Raw genomic sequence first — 22,502 nt, forward strand, 5'->3', positions numbered from 1 at the left:
AGGGTGAAGTATGTCGATCGAGCAGTTCAGTGTGCGGGGGCGGCTGGCGGATACCGGTGAGGGGATCACGGGTGACGAGCTGCAGCTGGCGGCGCGTAACCATGGGATTCCGCTGGAGGCATTGCGGTACGACGTGACGCCGGCCGGACTGCACTACGTGCTGGTGCATTACGACATCCCAGCGGGGAACGACGCGACCTGGCGGCTGGAGGTCAACGGATGCGTCGAGCAACCGATGTCGTTCGGGCTGACCGAGTTGCGCGCGATGGGGCGTCGAACCGTGCGGGTGACGTTGGAGTGCGCAGGCAACGGGCGGGCGTCCTTGCAGCCGCGGCCGATCAGCCAGCCGTGGCTGAACGAAGCAGTCGGTACGGCGGAATGGACCGGCGTGCTGCTCTCCGACCTGCTGCAGAATGCGGGGATCCGGTCGGATGCCGTCGACGTCGTCTTCACCGGCGCGGATCACGGTGTCGAGCGCGGGGTCGAGCAGGACTACCAGCGCGGCCTGTCACTCGGCGAGGCAATGGACTCCGGGGCGATCATCGCGTGGGAGATGAACGGCGATCCGCTGCCGCCGCAACACGGGTATCCGCTGCGCCTCGTCGTACCGGGCTGGTACGGGATGGCCAGCGTGAAGTGGCTGCGATCGATCGAGCTGATCGACCACGAGTTCGACGGTTTCCAGAACGCGGTCGCCTACCGGATCCGCCAGGAGGCCGGCGAGCTCGGGACCGCGATCACCCGGATCGAACCGCGCGCTCTCCTTGTCCCACCTGGCTTCCCGGACTTCATGAGCCGGCACCGATTCGTTGCCGCAGGCACCGTCACACTCGAAGGCAAGGCCTGGTCGGGCTGGGCGCCGATCGAGCGGGTCGACGTAAGCACCGACGCCGGCGTCACCTGGCACCCCGCCAAACTCGATGCCGCTAGCAACGATGCGCTCGCCTGGCGGTCTTTCAGCCACGACTGGGAGGCCGCTCCGGGCGAGCACGTGCTCACCGTCCGCGCTGTCGACAGCAGTGGCCGTGAGCAACCAATCGAGGCTCCCTGGAACCGCGGCGGCTTCGCCAACAACAGCGCACAGCGGATCACGGTCCTCGTCACCTGACCGCGTGTCGCTGGCGGATTCCGGCGTACCGCAGTCACATCCTGGAGAGGTACACGGTTCTCACTCCAGGAGTGATGCGGTGAACGAGTCGGACGAGCAACTGCACCTGCACGCACGGATCTTCCGTACGTCGGACGAGTGGTACGCGGACATCGACGACGGACTGTTCCCACAACCCGACAACCCCCTGTGGTGCGGCTCCTACGCCAGCCAGCGCGCCGCAATCGACGCCGCCTGCACCCGAATCGCCGCCATGCGCCGCCGACAACCCGCCACCCGCGACGACCAGGCCTCTTGACGCGTCGGGTCTCCTACTCGGGCTCGTTGTGGGCGTCGCCGCCGACGACGTAGGGGGTGGTGTAGCCGGCGTACATGAGGTGGGTCATGAGGCCTTCGGAGGCGTGGGGGAGGTTGTGGCAGTGGTCCATCCAGACGCCGGGGTTGTCGGCGCGGAAGGCGATCTCGTAGGTCTCGTTGTTGCCGACCTCGAGGGTGTCGGTCCACCACGGGGAGCCGGTTGAGGGGGCGCCGTTGCGGGTCAGGACGACGGCGTGGTGGCCGTGCAGGTGCATCGGGTGTGCTTGGCCGCTGGTGTTGCTGATCGTCATCCGGACCACGTCACCCTCGGCCACCATGTACATCGGTACGTCGGGAAACTTGTGCCCGTTGATCGTCCACCACAACCCCGGGACGCCGTCCAGGAACCCGGGCCGCCGGCCGATCCGGTACTCGAACCGCCGATCCGCCTTCGCCGGATCCAGTCCGAACCCCTTCGCCGTCCCGTAGCTCAGCAGGTCGACCGTCTCCCCCGGCAACTCCACGCTCGGCGGATCCACCGGGCCGATCCCGAGCGACAGCGCCGCCGTACCGGCGACGAGCCGCATCCCGCCGACCGGCACCACAGCTTCGAGATCCACCCGACCGCCCGCGGCCAGCGCATACCCCTTGCTGACCGGCGTCGGGCCGTTCACCTCACGCCCGTCGACCGCAACCACCTTGTACGGCGTTCCGGTCAGCCCGACCCGGAGGATCGCGTTGTCGGTGTTGATCACCCGCACTCGTGCGGTCGTCCCGGCCGGCAGATCGACACGCTGGGTACCCGTCTGCCCGTTGATCGTCCGCTTGCCGTCGTACGTGTGGATCGTGGCCAGCACCTCACCAGATGTCTTGGGCGCGATCACGATCGGGCCGAACAACCCACCCTTGACCTCATCACTCGACACCTGATGCGAGTGATACCAGTACGTCCCGGCATCATCCGCGCGGAAGCGATAAACATGCCGCCCACCGACCGGTACGGCGTCCTGCGTGACCCCGGCGACTCCGTCCTCCGCGTTCGGTACGTCGATGCCGTGCCAATGCAGAGTCGCGCCGGCGGGGACCGATTCGTTGACCAGCGTCACCTCGACGAGATCACCGCTCTCGGCTCGGATCAGTGGTCCCGGTGAGCTCCCGTTCACCGTGTATTCGGCCAGCCCCTTCTTCTCCTTCCGCGCAACGAGCGTGACCGCCACATCTGGCGTACCGGTCTTGGGCCCGGTCAGATCCGCGATGCTCATCTGGTGGTGCTCGTGGCCGCCTGCGGCTCCACCGCCGTAGTCGGCGTACCCCATGTCGGCCGCGTTGTAGGTGCCGGGGACGAGGCTGGTCGCCCAGAGGTACCCCAGCGGCACAAGTACCGCCAGGATGATCCCCAAGGCGACCAACCGGCCCCATCGACGCTGTGGCTTGTAGTCGGCCCCGGCGCCGGACACCGGCTCCTCAGCCACTGGTCGCGGGCTGCCGCGGCGTGGCCGCCCGCCCGATCGCGGTTCCGGCCATCGCACCGATCGCCAGCCCGTTGAGCCCGTGCAGCAAACCCAACGCCGGCAGCCCGAACGAAACCGTCGCCAGCACGATCTGCAGAACCACGAGCCCGACGAGGCCCCCGGCCAGCACCCGGCCCCGCGGCACGTCGGTCAGGAACGAAACCACCAGCAGGATCAGTGCCAGCAACGCGATCACCATCCCGGCGATGCTGTGGTAGCTCTGCCCGAAGTTGCTGTAGTCGGCCCCGATCGCAGCACCGTCGTTCGCATCCTTCGCCACCGTGAACCCGGCCAGCGCGATTGACGCCACCTGCAATCCGACCGCGAGCGCGATCAGCATCGCGACCACTCGATAGACGTTCCTCATGCCATCCGCCGCTTCCGGTACACAATCACTCCGGCCACGACCGCCGCGAACAGCAACACCGGCGGATGCCCACCAACCACCGTGCAGGCAACGGCCGCAAGCAGCGCGATCGCGCCCAGCGCCACCAGCAACGGCAGCGGAACCTTCCCGAACGGCGGACCCACCGGCCGAGCCTTGCGCGGTTCCTGAGCCTGCTGCTCGAACGGCAGGTCGGTGAACACCTCACCCAACTCGTTCTTCGTCTTGGCCCGCAACGCAGCCTCGACCCGCTCGCCGTGCTCGTCCGCACTCAGCCGTCCGGCCTCGTAATGCTCTCCCAATCGTCGGACCGCCTCTTCCCGCTCGGCGTCCCCGATCCGCATGTCGTCCATGACACTCCTCGATGCTCGCAGTTGGTTCAACTGCACCGATCGTGTCGCGACAGCACCCCCCACCGCGTCGGCCCGGCGGCGGCTCCTCACCTACCCCCGCAGGCGCACCACACCCCACAAGACGCAGTACGCCGTACTCCCCACGGAGTACGGCGTACCGGGGCGAACCCCTAGGCGTTGGCCGAGAGGATCTGGTTCACGTCGTCGTTCGCCTTGGCCAGGGACGCGGGCTCCGCCTCGAACGACATCACCGCGTCCATGGCCGGGGTCATCACGGCGGTGACGTCGGCCGCGTTCGGATTGGCCGGGAACGGGAAGACGTCACCCGCCTCGACGGTCTCCAGGAACGGTGTCACGTCCCAGCCGTTCTCCGCGAACTTCGCCTTGGCCGCCGGCAGGCTCGCCGACACCGCCGGGAACACCACGCCGGCCTTGGCGACGATGTCCTGCGCGGTCTGCGACCCCAGGAACTTCACCCAGGCCCACGACGCATCGCGCCGGGTGGTCCCGGCCCAGATGGTGTCCGCGAGCCCGTTCATCATCGACAGCCGCTTGCCGATCGGGCCGATCGGAAGCCGGGCCAGCTTCGTCTTGACGCCCTTCAGCGTCTGGTACGTGCCCAGCATCCAGGAGCCGTTCGGGGTCATCCCGTACTTCCCCGCACCGAAGGACGTGGTCACATCGACCCCGGACTTGGCCTGCGCGTACGTCGGCATGTACCCCTTGGTGATGAGTCCACGCCACCACCCGATGGTGTCGGTGAACTTCGGGTCGCCGTAGAAGAACTTCGTCCCCCACGGTTCACCCTCGGAGTACTTCCACCCGTTCGACGCGGCGTACCAGCTCCAGCTGGTCTGACCGTCCGCTCCGCCGGCATCGCCGTACCCGAGTCCGTAGACCTTGATGTTGTTCTTGTCGAACCCCGGCTGGTCGCCGCGACGCCCCTTCGAGTCGACGGTGAGGCGCCGCACGATCTCCTCGAACGTGCCGCCGTCCTGGGGATTCCAGGTCATCGAGTTGAGCTGCTCGGTCGTGATCCCGGCCGCCTCGGTGAACGCGCTGTTGTAGAAGTAGACCTCGGAGTCGAAGTCCTTCGGCAGTCCGTACCGCTTGCCATCGGCACCGATCCAGCGGTCGGCCAGACCCTTCTGATAGATGCCCAGGTCAACGGCATCCTTCGTGACGAACTCGTCGATCGCCAGCACCTGCCCCTTGTCCGCGAACAACGGGTACTTCGCGGAGTGCGAGGTGAATACGTCCGGTGCGGTCTCGGAGATGAACCCGGTGACCAGCTTCGACCAGTAGTCGCCCCAGCCGTACTGCTCGATCCTCACGCTGTACTGCGGGTTCTGTTCGTGGAAGACCTTCGCGCACTCGGTGTACATCGGCAGCTGGGCCGAGTCCCAGAGCCAGTAGATGACTTCACCCGGGCCACGCGCCGCGGCCCCGTTGTTACAAGCAGCAAGCGACGGTACGGCGAGCGCGGCGAGCCCGGCCTTCAGCAAGGTCCTGCGGGACACGTTCATCATTTGATCCCCGAGAAGCCGATGGAGTTGGTGATGCGCTTGGCGAAGGCCAGGAACAGGATGATCATCGGCAGCGCCGCGATCAGGGTGGCTGCCATCAGACCGGCCCAGTCGGGGCCGCCTTGAGGTGTCTGCGAGCGGAAGACGCCGAGGGCAACGGTGAGCACGCGGACGTTCTCCTGCTGACCGACCAGCAGCGGCCAGAAGTAGTCGTTCCAGGAGTTGATGTAGGTCAGGATCGCGAGCGTGGCGATCGGCGCGGCGCTCATCGGGATGATCATGCCGAAGAAGATCCGCCGGTGCCCGGCGCCGTCGATCATCGCGGCCTCTTCGAGTTCGCGGCTGATCCCGAGGAAGAACTGGCGCAGGAAGAAGATCGCGAACGGCGTCATGAACGCACCCGGCAGGATGATGCCGGCGAAGCTGTTCAGCAGGCCGAGGTTCTTGATCAGCACGAAGTTCGGCAGCGTGGTGAAGATCGGCGGCACCATCAGTGCGGCCAGGAAGACGGCGAACACCTTGTCCCGTCCGGGCCAGCGCAACCGGGCGAACGCGTAGGCCGCCATCGCGCTGAAGAAGACCTGGCAGACCGTGGTGATCGTTGCCACGACCAACGAGTTGCGCAGGTACAGCCAGAAGTTGACCGAGGCACCGGAACCACCCTGGGCCTGGGCCTCCTCGATGGTCGACAACCCGAGCACCCGCTTGAAGGCGCCGAGCGTGGTCTCGACCGGGAGCAGCGAGCTCGGGTTCCCGGCCAGCGCGGTGTTGTTCGAGAGCGCCGTACGGAGCATCCAGTAGAAGGGGAACAGCGTCAGGAGCAGCAGGATGATCAGGAACGCCCAGGCGAGGATCCGGCCTACACTGAGTTGCTTTCTCATGCGAGGTCACTCTCCTTGGCGCGGAGCAGGCGCAACTGCAGCAGCGAGACGATCGCCAGGATCGCGAACAGGACCATCGCCATCGCGGACGCGTAACCGAAGTCGAAGCGGGTGAACGCCCGCTCGAAGATGTAGTAGTAGATGACCCGCGTCGAGTTGATCGGACCACCTTGGGTCGTCACCGCGACCGTGTCGAAGATCTGGAACGAGCCGATCATGGTGACCACCAGGACCATCACCAGAACGGGGCGCAGCAGCGGCAGCGTGATCCGCCAGAACGTCTTCATCTCGCCCGCGCCGTCCACCTCGGCGGCCTCGTAGACGTACGACGGGATCGTCTGCAGGCCCGCGAACACCAGGAGCGCGGTGTAGCCCATGTGCCGCCAGACGTTGATCCCGGCAATCGTCGGGATCGCCCAGTTCGAGTCGCCGAAGAAGGCGATCGGGTCGATCCCGAGCCAGGTCAGGCCCTGGTTCACGATGCCGACCTGGAAGTCGAGCATCCAGTACCAGACCAGGGCGACGACCACGTTCGCCACCAGGTAGGGCAGCAGGATCGCGGCCCGGACGGTGATGGACCGGGTCAGCCGGTACATCACCATCGCGATGGCCACGGCCAGGACGGTCTGGACGCCGATGTTGATCACGACGTACTCGAGGGTGACGCCGAGTGCGTTCCAGAAGAAGCTGTCGTGGATCATCCGGTCGTAGTTGTCGAGACCGTTGAATTTCGGTGCTTCAAGCAACGAATACTCGGTGAAGCTCAGGTAGGCGCCACGCAGGGTCGGCCAGATGTAGAAGACCACGAACCCGATGGTCGCCGGCAGGAGGAAGACCATGGCGACCTTGAGGTCTCCCAGGCGCCGTCGCTTCCGTGGCGTCGGCGCCTGCTCCCCGTGACTTCGTTCGACATTAGGTGGTGCGTTGGTAGCAGCTGTCACGGGGATCTCCTTCGTTGGTACAGCAGGCGGTCAGTCGATCGCGGTCACGTCCAGCAAGAGCGCGTGCTCGGGCCACTGCACCGGGAGCTGGACACCGGCCGCGGCGAGCGCGGCACCGTTCAGCTCGACAGGTTCGGTCCAGGCCGGCAGCGAGCGGGGTTCCGGACCCGGCGTCGCGATCCGGGACACGCGGTAGGTGCGCTGCGGGTCGAGGCCCGGCAGCCGGACCCGGCCGACGGCCGAGGTGACGGATTGCGTCAGCTGGACGGCGGCGTACACGGCGCGGGAGGCGTCCTGGGCGACCACGCCGTGCAGCAGGAAGTCGTTCGGACCACGGTCGGCGCGAACCACCCGGCCAGTGTGCAGCAGCGGCCGGAGTTCCTTGTGCAGCGCGACCCATCCGGCGAGTTCGGTCCGCTCCTCCTCCGAGGCGAGCGTGATGTCCCACTCGATACCGAAGTGCCCGAAGAGCGCAGTGATCGCGCGGAACGACAGCGCCTGTGTGCGGCCGGTGGTGTGTGCCTTCGGCGGACCGACGTGGCAGCCGATCAGCTCGGGCGGCAGCAGCAGTTGCGTATACCGCTGGATCGTCTGCCGCTCGAGCGCGTCGTTGCTGTCACTGCCCCAGACGCGATCGGTGCGCTCCAGGATCCCGAGGTCGACCCGGGCACCGCCGGACGAGCAGGACTCGATCTCCAGGCCGGGGTGGCGACGCTTGAGCTCGTCGATCAGCCGGTACACGGCCAGCGTCTGCTCGTGGATCCCCGCCGTACCGGTCAACTGGTTGCCGCCGTCAACGAAGTCGCGGTTGTGGTCCCACTTCAGGTACGCGATGTCGTACTCGGTCAGCAGGCTGTCGAGCCGCTCGAGGATGTAGTCGTACGCGGCCGGTACGCCGAGGTTCAGGCCCTGCTGGTGACGCGCGGTCGGCGGGAATCGGTTGCCAGTGGCAAGAATCCAGTCCGGGTGCTCGCGGGCCAGATCGGAGTCCGGGTTCACCATCTCCGGCTCGACCCACAGGCCGAACTGCAGTCCGAGGCCGCGCACGTGGTCGACCAGCGGGTGCAGACCCTTCGGCCAGATGCCCTCGTCGACGTACCAGTCACCAAGTCCGGCGTGGTCGTCACGACGACCACGGAACCAGCCGTCGTCCAGCACGAACCGCTCGGCACCGACCTCGGCGGCCGCGTTCGCCAGACCCTTCAGCTTGTCCAGGTCGAGGTCGAAATAGACGGCCTCCCAGGTGTTCAGTACGACGGGCCGGTCGGTCTGCGGGTGGTTCTCGCGGGACCGCAGGTACTCGTGGAAACGGGCCGAGATCCGGTCGAGGCCAACGCCGTACGTGCCGTAGAGCCACGGGGTGCTGTAGGTGCCCTCCGGCGCCACGCGCCCTTCGCCCGGCAGCAGCAGCTCGCCACCACCGATGACGGCGTACCCGCTCATGCCGCGCTCGGCGTACGAGCGGTGGTTGCCGCTCCACGCGGTGTGCACAGCCCAGATCTCGCCGTCCCGGAACCCGAAGCCCTCGATGCCGGCGAGCAGCAACAGCGTCGCGTCGGCGCCGGTGCGCCCGCGGCGGTTGTCGCGAACGTGCGCGCCCTGGGTGAACGCGTGCCGCTGCGGGTGCCGCTCACCGATGTGCCGCCCGGTCAGATCGAGCAGCTCGGTCGCCTCGGTCGGCACCGGCAGTGCGAGGTGGAGTCCGTCGACCGTGTACGTCGTCGCCCCGGTGTTCGTGAGATCCGCCTTGGCGCGGACCAGCCCGGAGTCGGTCAGCTCGACGGTCAGGCGGATCGTCAGCCCGGCCTCGGTGTCGGCGGCATCGACGACCACGGTGTTGTCGGTCTGCGCGACGCTGGTGATCCGGAAGCTCGCCGAGAAGTTCTGCCCGTCGCGGTGCCCGTTCAGCCCCGGCAGCCCGAACCAGCCCGCCGAGTACTCCGGCACGATCGCGATCGGCCGGTTCTCGTCCAGCCCGTTCCCGTCCTGAACCGCGCCGGCGCCCCGACGTAGTTCCAACAGTGCCCGCTCGCTCAGCTCGCCCAGATCCGCGCCCCAGTGCAGCACGGACGGTAAGGCCGGTCCCGAGCAGTCCAGCACCAAACTGACCCCGGCAGCCCGTAGCTGCAGCACCTCAATGTTCGACACTGTTGATTCACTCTGCTTTCTGATTGATTTCAGGACGAAACTATTTACCTCGCCAGCCCTGTTGTCAATGCTTCACGAAGTTAAGTAAGTACCCTAAGCCTCCGCCAGGGTCTCTACAACGCTGCAAATCAGCGCGAGAGCCGGACGCGCACCAGGAAGTCGTGCAGCCCAGCCTCCGCAGCCGCACTCTCCGGCAGCCGACTGACCGCTTCTGCCTCATCGAGCGCGGCCTGCAGCGCCTCGATGTCAGCGGTCAGCGTCTCGACCGAGGGCCCCTCCACGGCACCGTGCTCAGCCTCGGCCTTCGCCGCCATCAGCTCCGGCAGGTAGCCCGGCGCCTCGTCGAGCAGTTCCCGCAGATCCGCCTGGACGACGCCGGTCCGCATGAGGTGGATCCCGGTCAGCAGCACCCGGAACGTGTACAGCAACGGCTTCAGCTCACCGGTCTTCCCGAAGAACTCCCATTGCGTCTTCGCGAACCCGCGGTAGTGGTGGGCGTGCCACTTGGTGATGCAGCCGCCCGCCAACGCGACCAGCTCCTCGTGTTCCGGCGTACTGAGCACAACCAGTGGCGACAGGACCTGCTCGAGCACATAACCGTTCCGCCGCAGCATCAGGCGGGCGAACTTCGCCAGGTCGTGGGTGACGAGGTCAACCTCAGCCTCGTTCTCGAACCAGGTCCGGTCCAGCGTCTCCGGTCCGGTTCGCAGCCCGACCACCTCGGCAGCCGGGAGCACATGCACCCCGCGCAGGTCGACATCCGAGTCACGCGACGGGAAGCCGTACAGGTGGGCACCGGAAACTGTTGCGAAGAGCAACGGATAGGGCTGCTCACCCATGATGTTCCGCAGCTCGGCATAGTCGAGCATCCGCATGTCACGCGTCATCGAGGCTCCTTCTCCGGACCGATCGCAGCCAATCGTCCACCCGCGGCACGTCCGGTGTCGCCGGCAATACCGTTCGACCGAGCGCGTCATCCAGGTCGGCGTGGAGCCCGAGGCGCCACTTCTCGACCTCGTCCCACGGGAGTTCACCACGCTTAACAGCAAGGAGGCGGTCCCGGTCGGAACCCACGTCGACAATCAACTCGGCAGTGAGCAGCAGGGATCGGGCCGAGAGCAGCAAGCGGATCAAGTGCATGACGTGCTTCCACTTCGGGGCGCCGTCTCGCCGGAAATCCGCCTCCAGCTTCTTGAACTGGCTCAGCACGTAGCCGGAGTAGGTCTGGTAGGCGAGCTGGGACAGGAACGCCTCCCGCAGTTCGACCAGCTCAGCCCCGAACTCGGTCTGCTGCACGACGAGTGGCGAGTGCAGGACCTCGAGGAGATTCGGGTTCGCCTTCAGCGCGAGCTCACAGAAGCGCTCGACCTCCCACGAGAACCACTCCGGCTCCGGCCCGTCCACATGGGTCGGCGGCTTCGCCAGCGACCAGAACGACTCGGTCGGCGCGACGTACACCCCGCGGGTGTCGGTGTCGGAGGCGTCAGTGTCGAGCCCGAACGCCCGCGACCCCACCACGACCGCAAAGATCGTGTGCTCCCGCACCAGCCGGTCCCCATCAGGCTGGGCCAGCTCAAGCGCCTCGTCCTGGTACGCCGTCCGCAGGCTCAACTGATCCCGCCGGGCAACCGTCTCCCGCCCATCCACCAGCCGAACCGCATACCGCCCGTCCGGCGTGATCCCGGCAACCCGCCCGGTCGACCCACGCTGCGCCGTACCGCCCCGGTCATCAGCCGCCGCGACCCGGATCACCACCTGCGTCCCCACCGGCAACTGCGGCCCCTCAACAGACATGCCGCCATCCTCCCCCAGCCGAACTCCATCCCCCGAACGACAGGACGTATACGCCCACTACACCGGCCCCGCACGCTCAGCCGCAGCCGCCGGGGCGCCGAAGTCGCCCACACCTCCTGTCCTTCCGCAGATCATCGGTGTATTGACAGATTTTCCTGTCAAGTGTCAGATTGGGCGCATGCTCGGTTATGTCGAGGAACCGGAGAAGGTGCGGGTGGCGTTGTCGCCGATCCGCCGGCAACTGCTGGAGCTGCTCCGCGAACCGTCATCCGCCACTCAGCTCGCGGCCGCGCTGGAGCTGCCGCGGCAACGGGTCGGCTACCACCTGCGCGAGCTGGAGAAGGCCGGGCTGGTGGAGCTGGTGGAGGAGCGGCAGCGGCGCGGGTTCACCGAGCGGATCTTCCGCGCCGCGACCCTGGTGATCGATCCGGCCGTGATGGGTCAGGCGTTCACCGGGATCCAGGACCAGTACGCCGCCGAGCATCTGATCGAGGTCGCCGCCGGAACCGTGCAGAACGTGGCCCGGATGCAGAGCGCGGCCGGCAGCAAGCGGCTCCTCACGTTCACCCTGGAAGCCGAGGTGCGGTTCGCCGAACCCGGCGACGTGCACCGCTTCACCGACGCCCTGACCGAGGCCGTTCGGCAGGTCGTCGAGCAGTTCGACACCGAGGGCGGACGGCCCTATCGCCTGATCGCCGGCGGCCACCCGGCACCCCGTCGTACCGAAGGAGAGTCATGACCAAAATTGTGGTGACCGTGGCGGCACCGGTCGACGCCGTGTGGGACGCCTTGCGGGACAAGGAGAAGATCCGGCACTGGCACGGCTGGGAGTTCGAAGGGCCGCAGGGCGGTCTGGAGCAGGAGATCGACCTGATCTACTTCACCGAGGTCGCCGAAGCCGGTACGACGCTCACGATCGGGAACGGCGACGTCTTCGCCGTCGAACCGGTCGAGGGCGGCAGCCGGATCACGCTGACCCGGGCTCCGAAGGGCACGAACCCCGACTGGGACCAGTACTACGACGACGTGACCGAGGGCTGGATCACGTTCCTGCACCAGTTGCAGTTCGCGCTCGAACGGCACCCCGGCGAGCCGCGCCGCACGCTCTTCTACTCCGGCACCGGCCCGGTCAACCCGATCACCGAGCTAGGCCTCCCGGCCGCCGAGGTCGACCTGCCGGACGGGCGCACCAAGGCGTCACCGTTCTACACCTCCGAGCACCAGACCGGGGTCGCAGTAGATGCCTGGGGCAACGGCTTGCTGGTACTCAGCCACATCCCGCCCGGCGATCTCCACCCCGAGGGCGCGACCATGGCCATCCTCTCGCTGTACGGCGAGGTCGACCGCGACGAGCTCGACTCCCGGTGGAAGGCCTGGTGGTCGGAGCGGTATCCGAAGAGCGTGGAGATGTACGGCTGACCCAGCGGTGACAGTACGCAAACGTGCCAGCACGCTCGGTCTGTTCTTCACCGGTTACCTGTGAGTACATAGGGGTCCCCTCCAGCAAGAGAGGACCCCCGGTGAAGAATCCGCCCAGTTCGCTCCGGCTCGCCCTGATCCTTGCGCTCGCCATGACCGGGCTCTGCCTGGTCGCCGCTCCCGCCCAGGCCGACGGCCCCGGCACCGGCACTCCGTACGTCGTCACGCTCGGCGACTCCTACATCTCCGGTGAGGCCGGCCGCTGGGCCGGCAGCTCCAACAACTCCGAGGCACCCGCCGACGCGCTCGGCGCGCATGCCTACCACGACAACGCGAGCGGTACTGCGGAAGCGATCCCGAAATGCCACCGCAGCCGCTCGGCCGAGGCGTTCATCGGCGGTGGCGTCGGCGGCCTCAACCTCTCGTGTTCCGGCGCGCGGACCGCGACCGGTACGGGCGACGACTTCAAGCCCGGCATCGACTTCTACGACAACGGCGCCGGCCGGGTCGGTCAGGCGAAGGCGCTGCAGCAGTTCGCGACCAGCCACAACGTGCGGCAGGTCGCCGTCTCGATCGGCGGCAACGACTTCAACTTCGCCGCGATCGTCACGCAGTGCGTGCAGAACTTCCTGCTCTCGCCGTCGTGGGCACCGGACTACTGTCGCGACGATTCGTCCGTGCTCGCCAACTTCACGTCCGCGAACGTGACCGCCGTCCGCGGCAAGATCGCCACCGCGCTGCAGAACGTCCGAACCGCGATGCGCAACGCCGGGTACGGCGACACCGCCTGGACCCTCGTCGTACAGACCTATCCGTCACCGATCCCGAACGGCAGCGGCTTCCGCTACGGCCAGACCGGCTACTCCCGGCAGAGCGTCGGCGGCTGCGGCTTCTGGAACGCGGACGCCGACTGGGCGAACAGCACCGCCCTCACCACCATCAACAGCACGGTCCGCGCAGCCATCACCCAGTCCGGCCTGGCGAACATCCGCCTGCTGGAGCTCCAGTCCGCCTTCAACGGCCGCCGCCTCTGCGAGAAGACCGTCGGCCTCTACGAGGAGGTCGGCCTCAGCTCCTGGACCCAATCCACCGCGGTCGACAGGACCGAGTGGATCAACCAGATCCGCACGGTCACCACGGTCGGCTCGAATTACTTCATCCAGGAATCCCTGCACCCCAACTACTGGGCCCAACTGGCTTTGCGCTCCTGTCTCCGCCAGACCTACACCCAGAACCGCGGCGGCACCTGCGCCATCGCAGGCACCGGTCTCACGAACGGTGAGCCACGTATGACACTTGGTTAGTTCCGGACTCAAGGGTCTCGGTACGGCGGTCTCCCCCGCGAGGGCGCCGTACCGCCTTGGTGCACTAGTGTTGCGAGTCTCACCAGGGCGGGGGCCCTGGACCCGATGTAGGTAGGAAAGGCAGAATCGCGCCGACGGGGTCGGCTGCCGGGTGGGGTGTTGGTGGAAACGGAATTTGCGCTGTCGCTCGGCACGCAACGCTGGCCCCTGCCCTCCAGTGCCGAAGAGATCACCCTCGGCCGCGCCGCCAACGCCGACGTCCGCCTCCCGGCCGACGACCAGATCTCGCGCATCCACGCCCGCCTGGTCCGCACCGGCGCCGCCTGGACCCTCCACGACGCCTCCCGCAACGGCACCGGCCTGAACAGCCGCCGCCTCACCGCCCCCACCCCCCTCAGCAACGGCGACCAGATCCACATCGGCCGCTCAGTCCTCACCTTCCACGCCACCCCCGCTGCACCACCCGCCGCGACCCCGGCAGCACCACCCTCCAACACGCCCGCCGCCGACCCGGGAGCAGCACCAGCCGCCGGCACGCCCGCCGCCCCTGAGGCAGCACCAGCCGCCAGCCCGCACGCCGCCGCCCCCGTGGCAGCCCCGACGCCCAGCCCGCCCGCGGCTGCCGGCGCGGCGCTGCCACCGCCCCCTGGCGGAGCTCCCACCTCACGTGAGGGCGGCACACCGACCACACCGCCCGGTGCACCCGCCCACGAGCCACCTGCCGCCGACCCGAACCGGCGGAACGAGCCAGCACCAGCCGACGCGGCCTCGAACCAGGGCAACTGGCAGCCGGCCTCCACCAGCGAGGACGGACGGTACGGCGGCGCAGAATCTGACTCGCGCCCGTCCGACGGGCACGACGCGGGCGCCGCGTCGACCACCCCGCCGCCTCCCGCACCCACCAGGCCGCTCACACCACGCCCGGCCCCCAGCAAACCAACCGCGGCGCCCAGCGGTCCGCCCGCGGACGCCGTACCGCGCAACGATCCGTATCCGGCCGACCGCGCAAGCATCAGTCAGCCGAACCCGGCCGACGCGAGCAACAGCGCGTCCTGGCCCGGCTACCCATCGGCGGACTACCTCGAGTCGGCCCGCTCACCGCTGTCCGGCGGCGATCGCGCCCAGATCATCCAGCCCGACACACCCCGCACCCCGTACGCCGATCGCCCGGACTACCCCAGCTATCCGGACGAACCGACCCCGACCCGCCCGGCACCCCGTCCGGCGAAGCGTCCGGAACGCCGTCCCCGCGAGACCACCGACGAGGTCGGCCAGGTCCGCCTGGCCCGGGTCTTCGCGATCGCCGGCGCCATGCTCGCCGTCGGCCTGGTCATCAACCTGATCGCCACGTTCCTCGCCGACGGACCCGGCGGCCTCCTCCGCTGGCTGATCGCCCCGACGCTCGCGCTGCTCGGCGCGATGACGTTCGCCATCCTGGACGCCGTCAGCCCCACCGAACGCGAACCAGGCCGGCTCGACGTCTCGGTGATCGTCGCGATCGGCGCCGTCCTGCTCGGGGTCGGCGTCGGCGGCTTCGCCGTCACCTCCGGAGCCGAGTACGCCGCCGGCTACCTCAGCGGCAACGAGTCCGGCGAGGACCGCCTGATCAAACCGGTCGGCAAAACCACCGCCGGCCTCACAATCACCATCGACAACGTCACCAACACCAGCCACTTCACCCGGATCCGCGTGACCGTCAACAACAAGGGCAAGGATTCCGTCAGCCTCCCGCTCGACGGCAACGCGACCTTCACCAGCGCCGAAGGCAACTCGATCCGCGCCGACGCCTCCCGCAGCAACTGGCCCGACCAGTTCGCCGCCGGCCAGTCCGAACAGGGCACCATCGTCTTCAAGGGCCACCTCCCCCAAGGCCAGAAGACCGCCATCCTCACCCTCCGCCCCGGCGACACCCCAGTAGTAGTCACCGGCATCCCCCTCAGCAACTAGCCGTCACCTCCGTCGGCAACGACACGTAGTAGTCGATCGCCGCCACCCGGCTCACGCCTGAAGCTCATCCCCGCCGGCACCCCCACGGCACCACTACGTGTCCTTACCGACGCCTGCAAGAATATCGATTCTTGTCCGTTCGACAGATGCCTGAGGCAACCATGCACCTGCAACCGGCACCGATCCACGTCTCCGACGAGGTTCTCGACGATCTGCGCCGCCGTCTCCGGGCTACCAAGTGGCCGCGCGACACCGGGAACGAGGACGGGTTCTACGGCGTCCGCCGTACTGACCTGCAAGAGCTCGTCGAGTACTGGGCCGACGGCTACGACTGGCGCGCGGCCGAACGCGCGATCAATGCCTATGACAACTACCGAGTCGACGTGAGCGGCGTACCGGTGCACTTCCTGCACAAGCCGGGCGTCGGGCCGGCGCCGATCCCGCTGATCCTGAGTCACGGCTGGCCGTGGACGTTCTGGCACTGGTCGAAGGTGATCGACCAACTGGCCGACCCGGCCGCGTACGGCGGCGATCCGGCGGACGCGTTCGACGTCATCGTCCCGTCTCTGCCGGGCTTCGGGTTCTCGACCCCGACCAGCCCGGACATGAACTTCTGGAAGATCGCCGACGTCTGGCACGAACTGATGACCGGCGTCCTCGGTCACGCGAAGTACGCCGCGGGTGGGTGCGATGTCGGCGCGCTGGTGACCGGTCAGCTCGGCCACAAGTATGCCGACGAGCTGTACGGCATCCACATCGGTTCGGGCCTCAAGCTGTCCTTCTTCAACGGCGACCGCGCCTGGGACCTCACCGGCGGCAATCCCCTGCCCGACAACCTCCCGCCCGCGATCCACGACGGCGTCATCGCGTTCGAACGCCGGTTCGCCGCCCACCTCGCCGCGCACGTCCTGCACCCGAGCACCCTCGGCTTCGGCCTTGCCGACTCCCCCGCCGGCATGCTCGCCTGGATCCTCGAGCGGTGGCAGAGCTGGTCCGACGGCGACCCCTTCACCCCCGACGACATCCTCACCCACGCCACCATCTACTGGGCCGGCAACGCGATCGACACCTCGATCCGCACCTACGCCAACAACAACCGCTACCCCTGGACCCCGTCCCACGACCGCCACCCCGCGATCGAGGCGCCCACCGGAATCACCTTCGTCGGATACGAGAACCCACCCGGTATCACTACCCCCGAAGCCCGGGTCAACCACTTCCTCGCCAGCGACCGAGCTCCCTGGTACAACCACACCAACCTCACCGCCCACCCGCACGGCGGCCACTTCATCCCCTGGGAAGTCCCCACCGAGTGGACCGCCGACCTGCGCAGAACCTTCCGGCCCCTCCGCTAGCCGTTCTTCTTCGCGGCCTCGGCGAGGGCAGCGTTGAGCGGCGACATCACCGCAGTCGCCGCCGCCAGCGCCTGCTCGAGGGACTGCCCAGCCGCGATCGCGTCGTCGAACGCCCTGCGGGCGTGCGCACGCTCGTCGACGGTCTGCGCGTTGTACCGAAGCATCCAGAGCGCCTGCCCCCGGATCTCCTGGCGGTTCGCCATGTCCTGGGTCTTCATCTCCTTCATCAGGTTCTCGTACTGGGCCGCGGTGAAGGGCTCCCGCCAGCCCGGGTGGGCCTTCTCCCACTTCTCCCAGGTCATGTTCACCCATTTGCGCGGCCCGTCGTCCGGGCCGTTCGAGGCGAGGCCGTTGCGGCCGTTCTTGTAGTCGGTGACCTGGTTGCGGGCAGCGCTGGACAGATCCGGGTCACCCATCGCGATCGCGTGCAGGTGCCACGGCCAGTCCCCCTGGGTAGGATCGCGGATCCAGGACGCGAACCCGACCTGCCGGGTCGCGCTGCGGATGCGTTCCCGCCTGACCTTCGGGAACAGCGCTCCCGTCCGGGCATCCTTGAGCGCGATATCCACCGCCCCGCCACCGTCGTGCGTGCCGGCCGACCCTTGGACGCCGCCGGGGTTGTAGGAGCCCTGGGTCAGGCGAAACGTCAACCCACAGACGAACTCCGCGCCCTCGATCATGTTGATAGTGCGCTGGTTGAGGCGCACACCTCGGTAGTTGAGGATCGTCTGCATTTGCTGACCTCACTTCGTCGGTAGGCGAGCCGGCGTTACCTCTCAGCTAACAGCACCCGGGGATCACCCAGCGTACGGGTGGCTCCACGGATCAGCACGTCGGTGCACGTCCGCCTGCCCCTGGCTTCGCGGTAGGTTCCGGCCATGTCGCCGAGCAAACCTCCTGCCACAGCAGGCATTGCGCTGCTGGTCGCCGTCGTACTCGGACTCACCGCGTGTTCGAAGATCCCGGGGTACGACCCGAGCGCTCCCACCACGTACACGACGAACCGGCCCATCACGCAGCCGGCCACCGTCGACACCCGCCCGACGGCCCCGCCTGCCCCCGAGCCCACGGTCGCCAAGATCGGCGAGTCCATCGAGGTCGCCGAACTCGGCAACGTCAAACTCTCCAGCTACGACCCGCCGCAATGGGCCAGGGCGACGATCACCGTGACCTCCTTCAAGAAGCTGACGACCGTGCCCGGCATCCCGGTCCGCTTCAAGCCAGGTCCGCACACCGTCTACGGCCGCGTCGACATCCGCACCAAGATCACCGCGGACCCCTTCACCCTCTGGGACCAGCACTTCACCCTCGTCGCCCCCGACGGCACCACCTACCCCCAGGACGCCAACGTCGCCTACCTCGACGACGAGTTCCGCAACGTCACCGACTCCAAGACCAGCGACACCCCCAAGAACCCCCGCCGAAGGCGTTCTCCTCTTCCAGATCCCCGACCGAGGCCTCCCCACCGGCACCAAACTCACCGCCGAACTCTGGAAGGGCCACCCCTTCAGCTGGCAACTCACCTGACCTGGGCCATGTCAGGGCGGTGTCAGTACGGCGTCCGTGGGGGTCGCAATCGTTGTTGGCATGAACAGTCGAGTGAAGAGGTTTTTAGCAGCGGCGGTGTCCATCGGGGTGCTGGCGGGGATGGCGGTGCCGGGGGCCGCGAGCGCCGTACCGGCTGGTCGGCCGGAGGTGCAGGCGGCGATGCAGTCGTTTGTCGACGCCGGGTTCGGCGGGATCCAGGTGCGGGTGAACGACCGGCAGGGTGAGTGGGTCGGTAGTGCCGGCGTACGGAAGCTCGGGTCCCCGGCCAAGCCGTCGACGGACGGGTCGTTCTGGGTCGGCAGCGTCACCAAGACCGTCACGGCAACCGTCGTCCTGCAGCTCGTCGCCGAGGGCAAAGTCGAGCTGGACGATCCGGTGGCCGGCTACCTGCCGCGGCTCGGCCTGGACCGGCGGATCACCACGCGGATGCTGCTGCAGCACACCAGTGGACTGTTCGCCTACACCGGCGAGTACTACGACGACGGCACCGTCGTCCCCGGCATCCCCGTTGTCGGCCAGGAATGGGTCGACAACCGCTTCCACCGCTACTCCCCGGAGGAGCTCGTCCGCTTCGCCCTCTCCAAGCCGCCGCGCTTCGCCCCCGGCACCGACCAGAACTACTCCAACACCAACTACACCCTCGCCCTGCTCCTGATCGAGAAGGTCACCGGCCACTCGTACGCCGACGAGGTACGCCGCCGGATCATCCGCCCGCTCGGGTTGACGCGAACCGTCGTACCGGGCAACCGCACCCAACTCCCCGGCCCGCACGCCCACGGCTACTACCGCTACACCCACAACGGCAAAACCAAGCTGGTAGACGTCACCCGCCAGAACCTCTCCCTGCTGGCCGGCGCCGGCGACATGATCTCCACCACCAAGGACCTCCACACCTTCATCTCCGCCCTGATGAGCGGCAAACTCCTCCCCGCCCCACTCCTGGCCCAGATGCGCGACCCCCACGGCAAACTCGGCTACGGCCTAGGCCTCTTCATCCAAGACCTCGGCCCCACCTGCGGCGGCACCATCTACCAGCACAACGGCAGCCCACCCGCCGGCTACGGCGCCATCATGTACAGCACCCCCGACGGCACCAAAACCCTCACCGCCTCCGTCACCATGGGCAACCAGAACATCAACCCCACCACCGAATTCCCCAAGGCCTTGGGCAAGCTCCTCACCGCCACCTTCTGCACCAGCTGATCCGTACAGACGGACGGGTAGTAGTCGCAGCCAACCGGCCCCTTCAGGCGCAGGGTCAGCCCTCGCGAGCCCGTCGAAGCCACCACTACCCGTCCTTCTGTACACCCAGGTCCCCAGGGTTGCCGTGGACTTCCCCGGACGCCCGCAGCCCTACACTCGTCAAGTGGTTGATCAAGGTTTCGGCGCGCTCCTGCGCGAACACCGCCAACTCGCGAGGTTGTCCCAGGAGGAGTTGGCACATCGCGCCGGCCTGAGCCCGAAAGCAATCTCGCTCCTCGAACGAGCAGCCAGAAAACACCCGCGGCGCCAAACCATCGACGCGATCGTCAACGCACTCGAGCTCGGAGCGGATGATCACGCGAAGTTCCTCAAAGCCGCTCGGCGCAACCGAACTGCGGCCGGCCGGGGGCATGAATCTCAGCTACCTCAACTGACTGCAGCGTTCACCGGACGAGAAGGTGAACTCCGTGCCGTTATCGAGGCTCTGTCCAACGAGTCGGCCAGGGGTCCCGCAGTCGAGATCATCGTGATCGACGGTATGGCGGGATGCGGCAAAACCACACTGGCGGTCAAGGCGGCACACGAGCTGGCAGCGCAGTTCCCCGACGGAACCCTGTTCATCGACCTCCACGGGTTCACGAAGGGCCTGTCGCCTGCGGATCCCATCGACGTACTGGGTCAGGCGCTGAGGTCACTCGGACTGCCCGGACAAGCAATTCCGGAAACACTCGACGAGCGATCGGCCCTGTACCGAAGCATGCTTGCCGACCGGCGGGTACTCGTCGTCCTCGACAATGCTGCCGGCGCTCAGCAAGTCGTTCCGCTCTTGCCCGGGAAAGCGAGCTCTGCGGTGATTGTGACGAGCCGGGTGAGGTCACTCGGCATCGCCGGCGCGCGAACAGTCACACTCTCGCCGATGGAGACAGCGGATGCCAGGGCTCTGTTCCGCCACATCGCCGGGGATGGCGACGACGAACAAGAGATCGACGATCTGGTCAGACTCTGCGGGAATCTGCCGCTCGCCATCGAGATGGCGGCTGCTCGCGCGGTAGGTGAGCATCGACCGCTGAAGGAACTGGCCAAGCGCCTCACCGACCAGAACAGCTCCCTGACCGCAACCGAGTCCGTCTTTGGCCTTGGCGCCGTCCTGGAGTCGTCCTACCGACCACTTGCGGAGGACCATCGGCTGGTCTTCAGGTTGATGAGTCTCAGTCCTGGGCCGAGACTGGACGAGTACGCCGTTGCGGCGGTCTCCCAGCTGCCCGTGCGAACAGTCCGGACGATCCTCGATGACCTCGTCGACCACCATCTGCTCATCGAGGACGAGCCATCCGTCTACGGATTCCACGATCTGATCCGCACGTACGCGTTCGGCGAAGCCACCGCGCAAGGGCTCGAAGCCGAGCGTGCGACCGCAGTCCGTACCTTCGAGCTCCACTACCTGCGCATGGCAGCTCGAGCGATGGACGTCATCCATCCCGCTGAGGCCGGCCGCCGGCCTCAGGTGGCGCAATCAGCGTTGTACTTGTCAGCACTCACGGACAAGGAAGAGGCTGAGAACTGGCTCGACCGGGAGACCGGCACCCTGCTCAAGGTCGCCGCCTCCAGCGACGAACTTGCCATGCAGGTCATCGACAACATCATGCGTCACCTCCAGACGCGGGGAAGGTGGCACGACGCGGGCGCCCTTCTCCCGGCGGCTTTACGGGCCGCCGAGCGGATCGGCGGCTCACAGCACGCGCGAACTCTTCTTCACCTCGCACTCTTCAGCCAGATCCGGGGTCGATCAGCCGACGCGACGGACTTGTACGAGCAAGCTCTGCCGATCGCTGAGCGCAGTTCCTGGGTTGTGGGCCAGGTGATGGCGGTGTTGGGTCTCGGTGAGATCCAACGGCTCACGGGGCGGCAAGCAACTGCAGCAACGCATTATGAGCGGGCCTTGCGCCTGGCCGATTCCATCGACGACCGACCCGGACAACTGCGAGCTCTGCTCGGGCTCGGCGACGTTCAATGCGAGCAGGGTGACTTCGACGAGGCAGGCGTGAGCTATCGGCGCAGTCTGTCGATCTCGCGCGAGATCGGAGACGATTTCAATGCGGTCAACGCCCAGGTAGGACTTGGTGACATCGACTACGACCGCGGCCACTTCCAGACCTCTATCACCAAGTACGAGCAGGCACTGGCACTGGCTGATCGAGTGCAGCACGGTCCCGTCCGTAAGTATGCTCTTGGGAGTCTCGCCAATGCCTACCGGAAGGCGGGCCGTTATCACGAGGCCATCGCGCGCCTCGAGGAGTCCTACCAGTACGGAAGGAAGATCGGAGACCGCGTAGCCGAGCTCTGCGACCTCCTGAATCTCGCCGACTGCAGGCTGGCGATCGGCCAGCTGGACGAAGCCGAAGAACTTCTCACGGCTGCACTCCCGCTGGCGATCGAGCAAGACGATCGCGACCGCATGGGGAGAATGCACAGCTCTCGAGGAGTACTGCACCAGAGACGGGGCGAACTCGACCTCGCGTTGAAGGAGTTCCGCGAAGCGCTCCGGTTTGCCGAGCTCGGCGATACTCCGCTCGACCTGGCACGTGCCCATCTGCGGATCGCCACCTGTCTGGTCGATCTCGAGCGAGTCAGCGAGGCGCTGCCCAGCGTGAAGTCTGCCGCTGACCTCTACACGGCGATCGGCAGCTTGGAACTCGCCGACGCGCTCGCCTTGCAGAAGCGCATCCAGCCTTGAGGCTGTGACAACAGCGCGCCACGACGGGGACCCGACGCGGGGGAGAAA

At 67.3% G+C, this 22,502-nt stretch carries 20 protein-coding genes; 10 read left to right on the forward strand and 10 right to left on the reverse strand.

The window, feature by feature from the left end; all coding sequences use genetic code 11:
* Window positions 1-10: 10 nt before the first annotated feature.
* Both ACFCV3_RS04085 and ACFCV3_RS04090 read left to right on the forward strand, forming a co-directional pair.
* Window positions 11-1,108: a sulfite oxidase gene (locus tag ACFCV3_RS04085; RefSeq protein ID WP_376025900.1), complete on the forward strand. Its 1,098-nt coding sequence runs from the start codon at window positions 11-13 to the stop codon at window positions 1,106-1,108.
* A 79-nt stretch (window positions 1,109-1,187) separates the two neighbouring features.
* Window positions 1,188-1,406, forward strand: a complete 219-nt coding sequence (locus ACFCV3_RS04090; RefSeq protein ID WP_376025901.1) for a hypothetical protein — start codon at window positions 1,188-1,190, stop codon at window positions 1,404-1,406.
* 13 nt (window positions 1,407-1,419) lie between these two features.
* On the opposite strand, the gene ACFCV3_RS04095 is transcribed toward ACFCV3_RS04090, so the two are convergent.
* The 9 genes from ACFCV3_RS04095 to ACFCV3_RS04135 all read right to left on the reverse strand — a co-directional run bounded on the left by ACFCV3_RS04095 (window position 1,420) and on the right by ACFCV3_RS04135 (window position 10,944).
* Window positions 1,420-2,877: a multicopper oxidase family protein gene (locus ACFCV3_RS04095; RefSeq protein WP_376025903.1), complete on the reverse strand. Its 1,458-nt coding sequence runs from the start codon at window positions 2,875-2,877 to the stop codon at window positions 1,420-1,422.
* Window positions 2,870-3,283 carry a DUF6220 domain-containing protein gene (locus ACFCV3_RS04100; protein WP_376025905.1) on the reverse strand — a complete coding sequence of 138 codons (414 nt, stop codon included), beginning with the start codon at window positions 3,281-3,283 and terminating at the stop codon, window positions 2,870-2,872. Before ACFCV3_RS04100 ends, ACFCV3_RS04095 begins: the two co-directional genes overlap by 8 nt.
* On the reverse strand, window positions 3,280-3,654 hold the full coding sequence (locus tag ACFCV3_RS04105) for a DUF1707 domain-containing protein (protein ID WP_376025907.1): 375 nt from the start codon (window positions 3,652-3,654) through the stop codon (window positions 3,280-3,282). The genes ACFCV3_RS04100 and ACFCV3_RS04105 overlap by 4 nt, the downstream gene beginning before the upstream one ends.
* A 170-nt stretch (window positions 3,655-3,824) precedes the next feature.
* On the reverse strand, window positions 3,825-5,180 hold the full coding sequence (locus ACFCV3_RS04110) for an extracellular solute-binding protein (protein WP_376025909.1): 1,356 nt from the start codon (window positions 5,178-5,180) through the stop codon (window positions 3,825-3,827).
* Complete coding sequence (locus ACFCV3_RS04115) at window positions 5,180-6,061, reverse strand: carbohydrate ABC transporter permease (protein ID WP_376025911.1); 882 nt, start codon at window positions 6,059-6,061, stop codon at window positions 5,180-5,182. The genes ACFCV3_RS04110 and ACFCV3_RS04115 overlap by 1 nt, the downstream gene beginning before the upstream one ends.
* Entirely contained in the window at window positions 6,058-7,002 is a 945-nt protein-coding gene (locus ACFCV3_RS04120) for a carbohydrate ABC transporter permease (RefSeq protein ID WP_376025913.1), read from the reverse strand. The genes ACFCV3_RS04115 and ACFCV3_RS04120 overlap by 4 nt, the downstream gene beginning before the upstream one ends.
* 30 nt (window positions 7,003-7,032) lie before the next feature.
* Entirely contained in the window at window positions 7,033-9,150 is a 2,118-nt protein-coding gene (locus tag ACFCV3_RS04125; RefSeq protein ID WP_376025914.1) for an alpha-galactosidase, read from the reverse strand.
* 128 nt (window positions 9,151-9,278) lie between these two features.
* Window positions 9,279-10,037, reverse strand: a complete 759-nt coding sequence (locus tag ACFCV3_RS04130; RefSeq protein WP_376025916.1) for a DNA polymerase beta superfamily protein — start codon at window positions 10,035-10,037, stop codon at window positions 9,279-9,281.
* On the reverse strand, window positions 10,027-10,944 hold the full coding sequence (locus ACFCV3_RS04135; protein ID WP_376025918.1) for a DNA polymerase beta superfamily protein: 918 nt from the start codon (window positions 10,942-10,944) through the stop codon (window positions 10,027-10,029). Before ACFCV3_RS04135 ends, ACFCV3_RS04130 begins: the two co-directional genes overlap by 11 nt.
* Window positions 10,945-11,122: 178 nt before the next feature.
* Between ACFCV3_RS04135 and ACFCV3_RS04140 the strand changes: the two genes are divergently transcribed.
* The 5 genes from ACFCV3_RS04140 (at window position 11,123) to ACFCV3_RS04160 (ending at window position 16,969) form a co-directional block, all read left to right on the forward strand.
* Entirely contained in the window at window positions 11,123-11,683 is a 561-nt protein-coding gene (locus ACFCV3_RS04140) for an ArsR/SmtB family transcription factor (RefSeq protein WP_376025919.1), read from the forward strand.
* Window positions 11,680-12,363 carry an SRPBCC domain-containing protein gene (locus ACFCV3_RS04145; RefSeq protein WP_376025921.1) on the forward strand — a complete coding sequence of 228 codons (684 nt, stop codon included), beginning with the start codon at window positions 11,680-11,682 and terminating at the stop codon, window positions 12,361-12,363. The genes ACFCV3_RS04140 and ACFCV3_RS04145 overlap by 4 nt, the downstream gene beginning before the upstream one ends.
* 101 nt (window positions 12,364-12,464) lie before the next feature.
* Window positions 12,465-13,667, forward strand: a complete 1,203-nt coding sequence (locus tag ACFCV3_RS04150) for a hypothetical protein (RefSeq protein ID WP_376025923.1) — start codon at window positions 12,465-12,467, stop codon at window positions 13,665-13,667.
* Between the two features lie 162 nt (window positions 13,668-13,829).
* Entirely contained in the window at window positions 13,830-15,614 is a 1,785-nt protein-coding gene (locus ACFCV3_RS04155) for an FHA domain-containing protein (protein ID WP_376025925.1), read from the forward strand.
* Window positions 15,615-15,760: 146 nt separating this feature from the next.
* Window positions 15,761-16,969, forward strand: coding sequence for an epoxide hydrolase family protein (locus tag ACFCV3_RS04160; RefSeq protein ID WP_376025927.1), 1,209 nt, complete (start codon window positions 15,761-15,763; stop codon window positions 16,967-16,969).
* On the opposite strand, the gene ACFCV3_RS04165 is transcribed toward ACFCV3_RS04160, so the two are convergent.
* On the reverse strand, window positions 16,966-17,703 hold the full coding sequence (locus ACFCV3_RS04165) for a hypothetical protein (RefSeq protein ID WP_376025929.1): 738 nt from the start codon (window positions 17,701-17,703) through the stop codon (window positions 16,966-16,968). The genes ACFCV3_RS04160 and ACFCV3_RS04165 overlap by 4 nt on opposite strands.
* 144 nt (window positions 17,704-17,847) lie before the next feature.
* Between ACFCV3_RS04165 and ACFCV3_RS04170 the strand changes: the two genes are divergently transcribed.
* The 3 genes from ACFCV3_RS04170 to ACFCV3_RS04180 all read left to right on the forward strand — a co-directional run bounded on the left by ACFCV3_RS04170 (window position 17,848) and on the right by ACFCV3_RS04180 (window position 22,454).
* A complete protein-coding gene (locus ACFCV3_RS04170) occupies window positions 17,848-18,741 on the forward strand; it encodes a hypothetical protein (protein WP_376025930.1) in 894 nt (297 codons plus the stop codon).
* Complete coding sequence (locus tag ACFCV3_RS04175; protein WP_376025932.1) at window positions 18,677-19,720, forward strand: serine hydrolase domain-containing protein; 1,044 nt, start codon at window positions 18,677-18,679, stop codon at window positions 19,718-19,720. The genes ACFCV3_RS04170 and ACFCV3_RS04175 overlap by 65 nt, the downstream gene beginning before the upstream one ends.
* A gap of 124 nt (window positions 19,721-19,844) precedes the next feature.
* Window positions 19,845-22,454 (forward strand): tetratricopeptide repeat protein, encoded by a 2,610-nt coding sequence (locus ACFCV3_RS04180; RefSeq protein WP_376025934.1) that lies wholly within the window; start codon window positions 19,845-19,847, stop codon window positions 22,452-22,454.
* Window positions 22,455-22,502: the final 48 nt, after the last annotated feature.

It is taken from the genome of Kribbella sp. NPDC056345, assembly GCF_042262745.1.
Classification (GTDB): domain Bacteria; phylum Actinomycetota; class Actinomycetes; order Propionibacteriales; family Kribbellaceae; genus Kribbella.

What these genes read in the sequence shown, in the direction of transcription:
- ACFCV3_RS04085 (WP_376025900.1), top strand. Translation starts at nt 11, where the DNA reads ATGTCGATCGAGCAGTTCAGTGTGCGGGGGCGGCTGGCGGATACCGGT.
- ACFCV3_RS04100 (WP_376025905.1), bottom strand. Translation starts at nt 3,283, where the DNA reads ATGAGGAACGTCTATCGAGTGGTCGCGATGCTGATCGCGCTCGCGGTC.
- ACFCV3_RS04105 (WP_376025907.1), bottom strand. Translation starts at nt 3,654, where the DNA reads ATGGACGACATGCGGATCGGGGACGCCGAGCGGGAAGAGGCGGTCCGA.
- ACFCV3_RS04110 (WP_376025909.1), bottom strand. Translation starts at nt 5,180, where the DNA reads ATGAACGTGTCCCGCAGGACCTTGCTGAAGGCCGGGCTCGCCGCGCTC.
- ACFCV3_RS04115 (WP_376025911.1), bottom strand. Translation starts at nt 6,061, where the DNA reads ATGAGAAAGCAACTCAGTGTAGGCCGGATCCTCGCCTGGGCGTTCCTG.
- ACFCV3_RS04130 (WP_376025916.1), bottom strand. Translation starts at nt 10,037, where the DNA reads ATGACGCGTGACATGCGGATGCTCGACTATGCCGAGCTGCGGAACATC.
- ACFCV3_RS04135 (WP_376025918.1), bottom strand. Translation starts at nt 10,944, where the DNA reads ATGTCTGTTGAGGGGCCGCAGTTGCCGGTGGGGACGCAGGTGGTGATC.
- ACFCV3_RS04140 (WP_376025919.1), top strand. Translation starts at nt 11,123, where the DNA reads ATGCTCGGTTATGTCGAGGAACCGGAGAAGGTGCGGGTGGCGTTGTCG.
- ACFCV3_RS04145 (WP_376025921.1), top strand. Translation starts at nt 11,680, where the DNA reads ATGACCAAAATTGTGGTGACCGTGGCGGCACCGGTCGACGCCGTGTGG.
- ACFCV3_RS04160 (WP_376025927.1), top strand. Translation starts at nt 15,761, where the DNA reads ATGCCTGAGGCAACCATGCACCTGCAACCGGCACCGATCCACGTCTCC.
- ACFCV3_RS04165 (WP_376025929.1), bottom strand. Translation starts at nt 17,703, where the DNA reads ATGCAGACGATCCTCAACTACCGAGGTGTGCGCCTCAACCAGCGCACT.
- ACFCV3_RS04170 (WP_376025930.1), top strand. Translation starts at nt 17,848, where the DNA reads ATGTCGCCGAGCAAACCTCCTGCCACAGCAGGCATTGCGCTGCTGGTC.
- ACFCV3_RS04175 (WP_376025932.1), top strand. Translation starts at nt 18,677, where the DNA reads ATGCAGTCGTTTGTCGACGCCGGGTTCGGCGGGATCCAGGTGCGGGTG.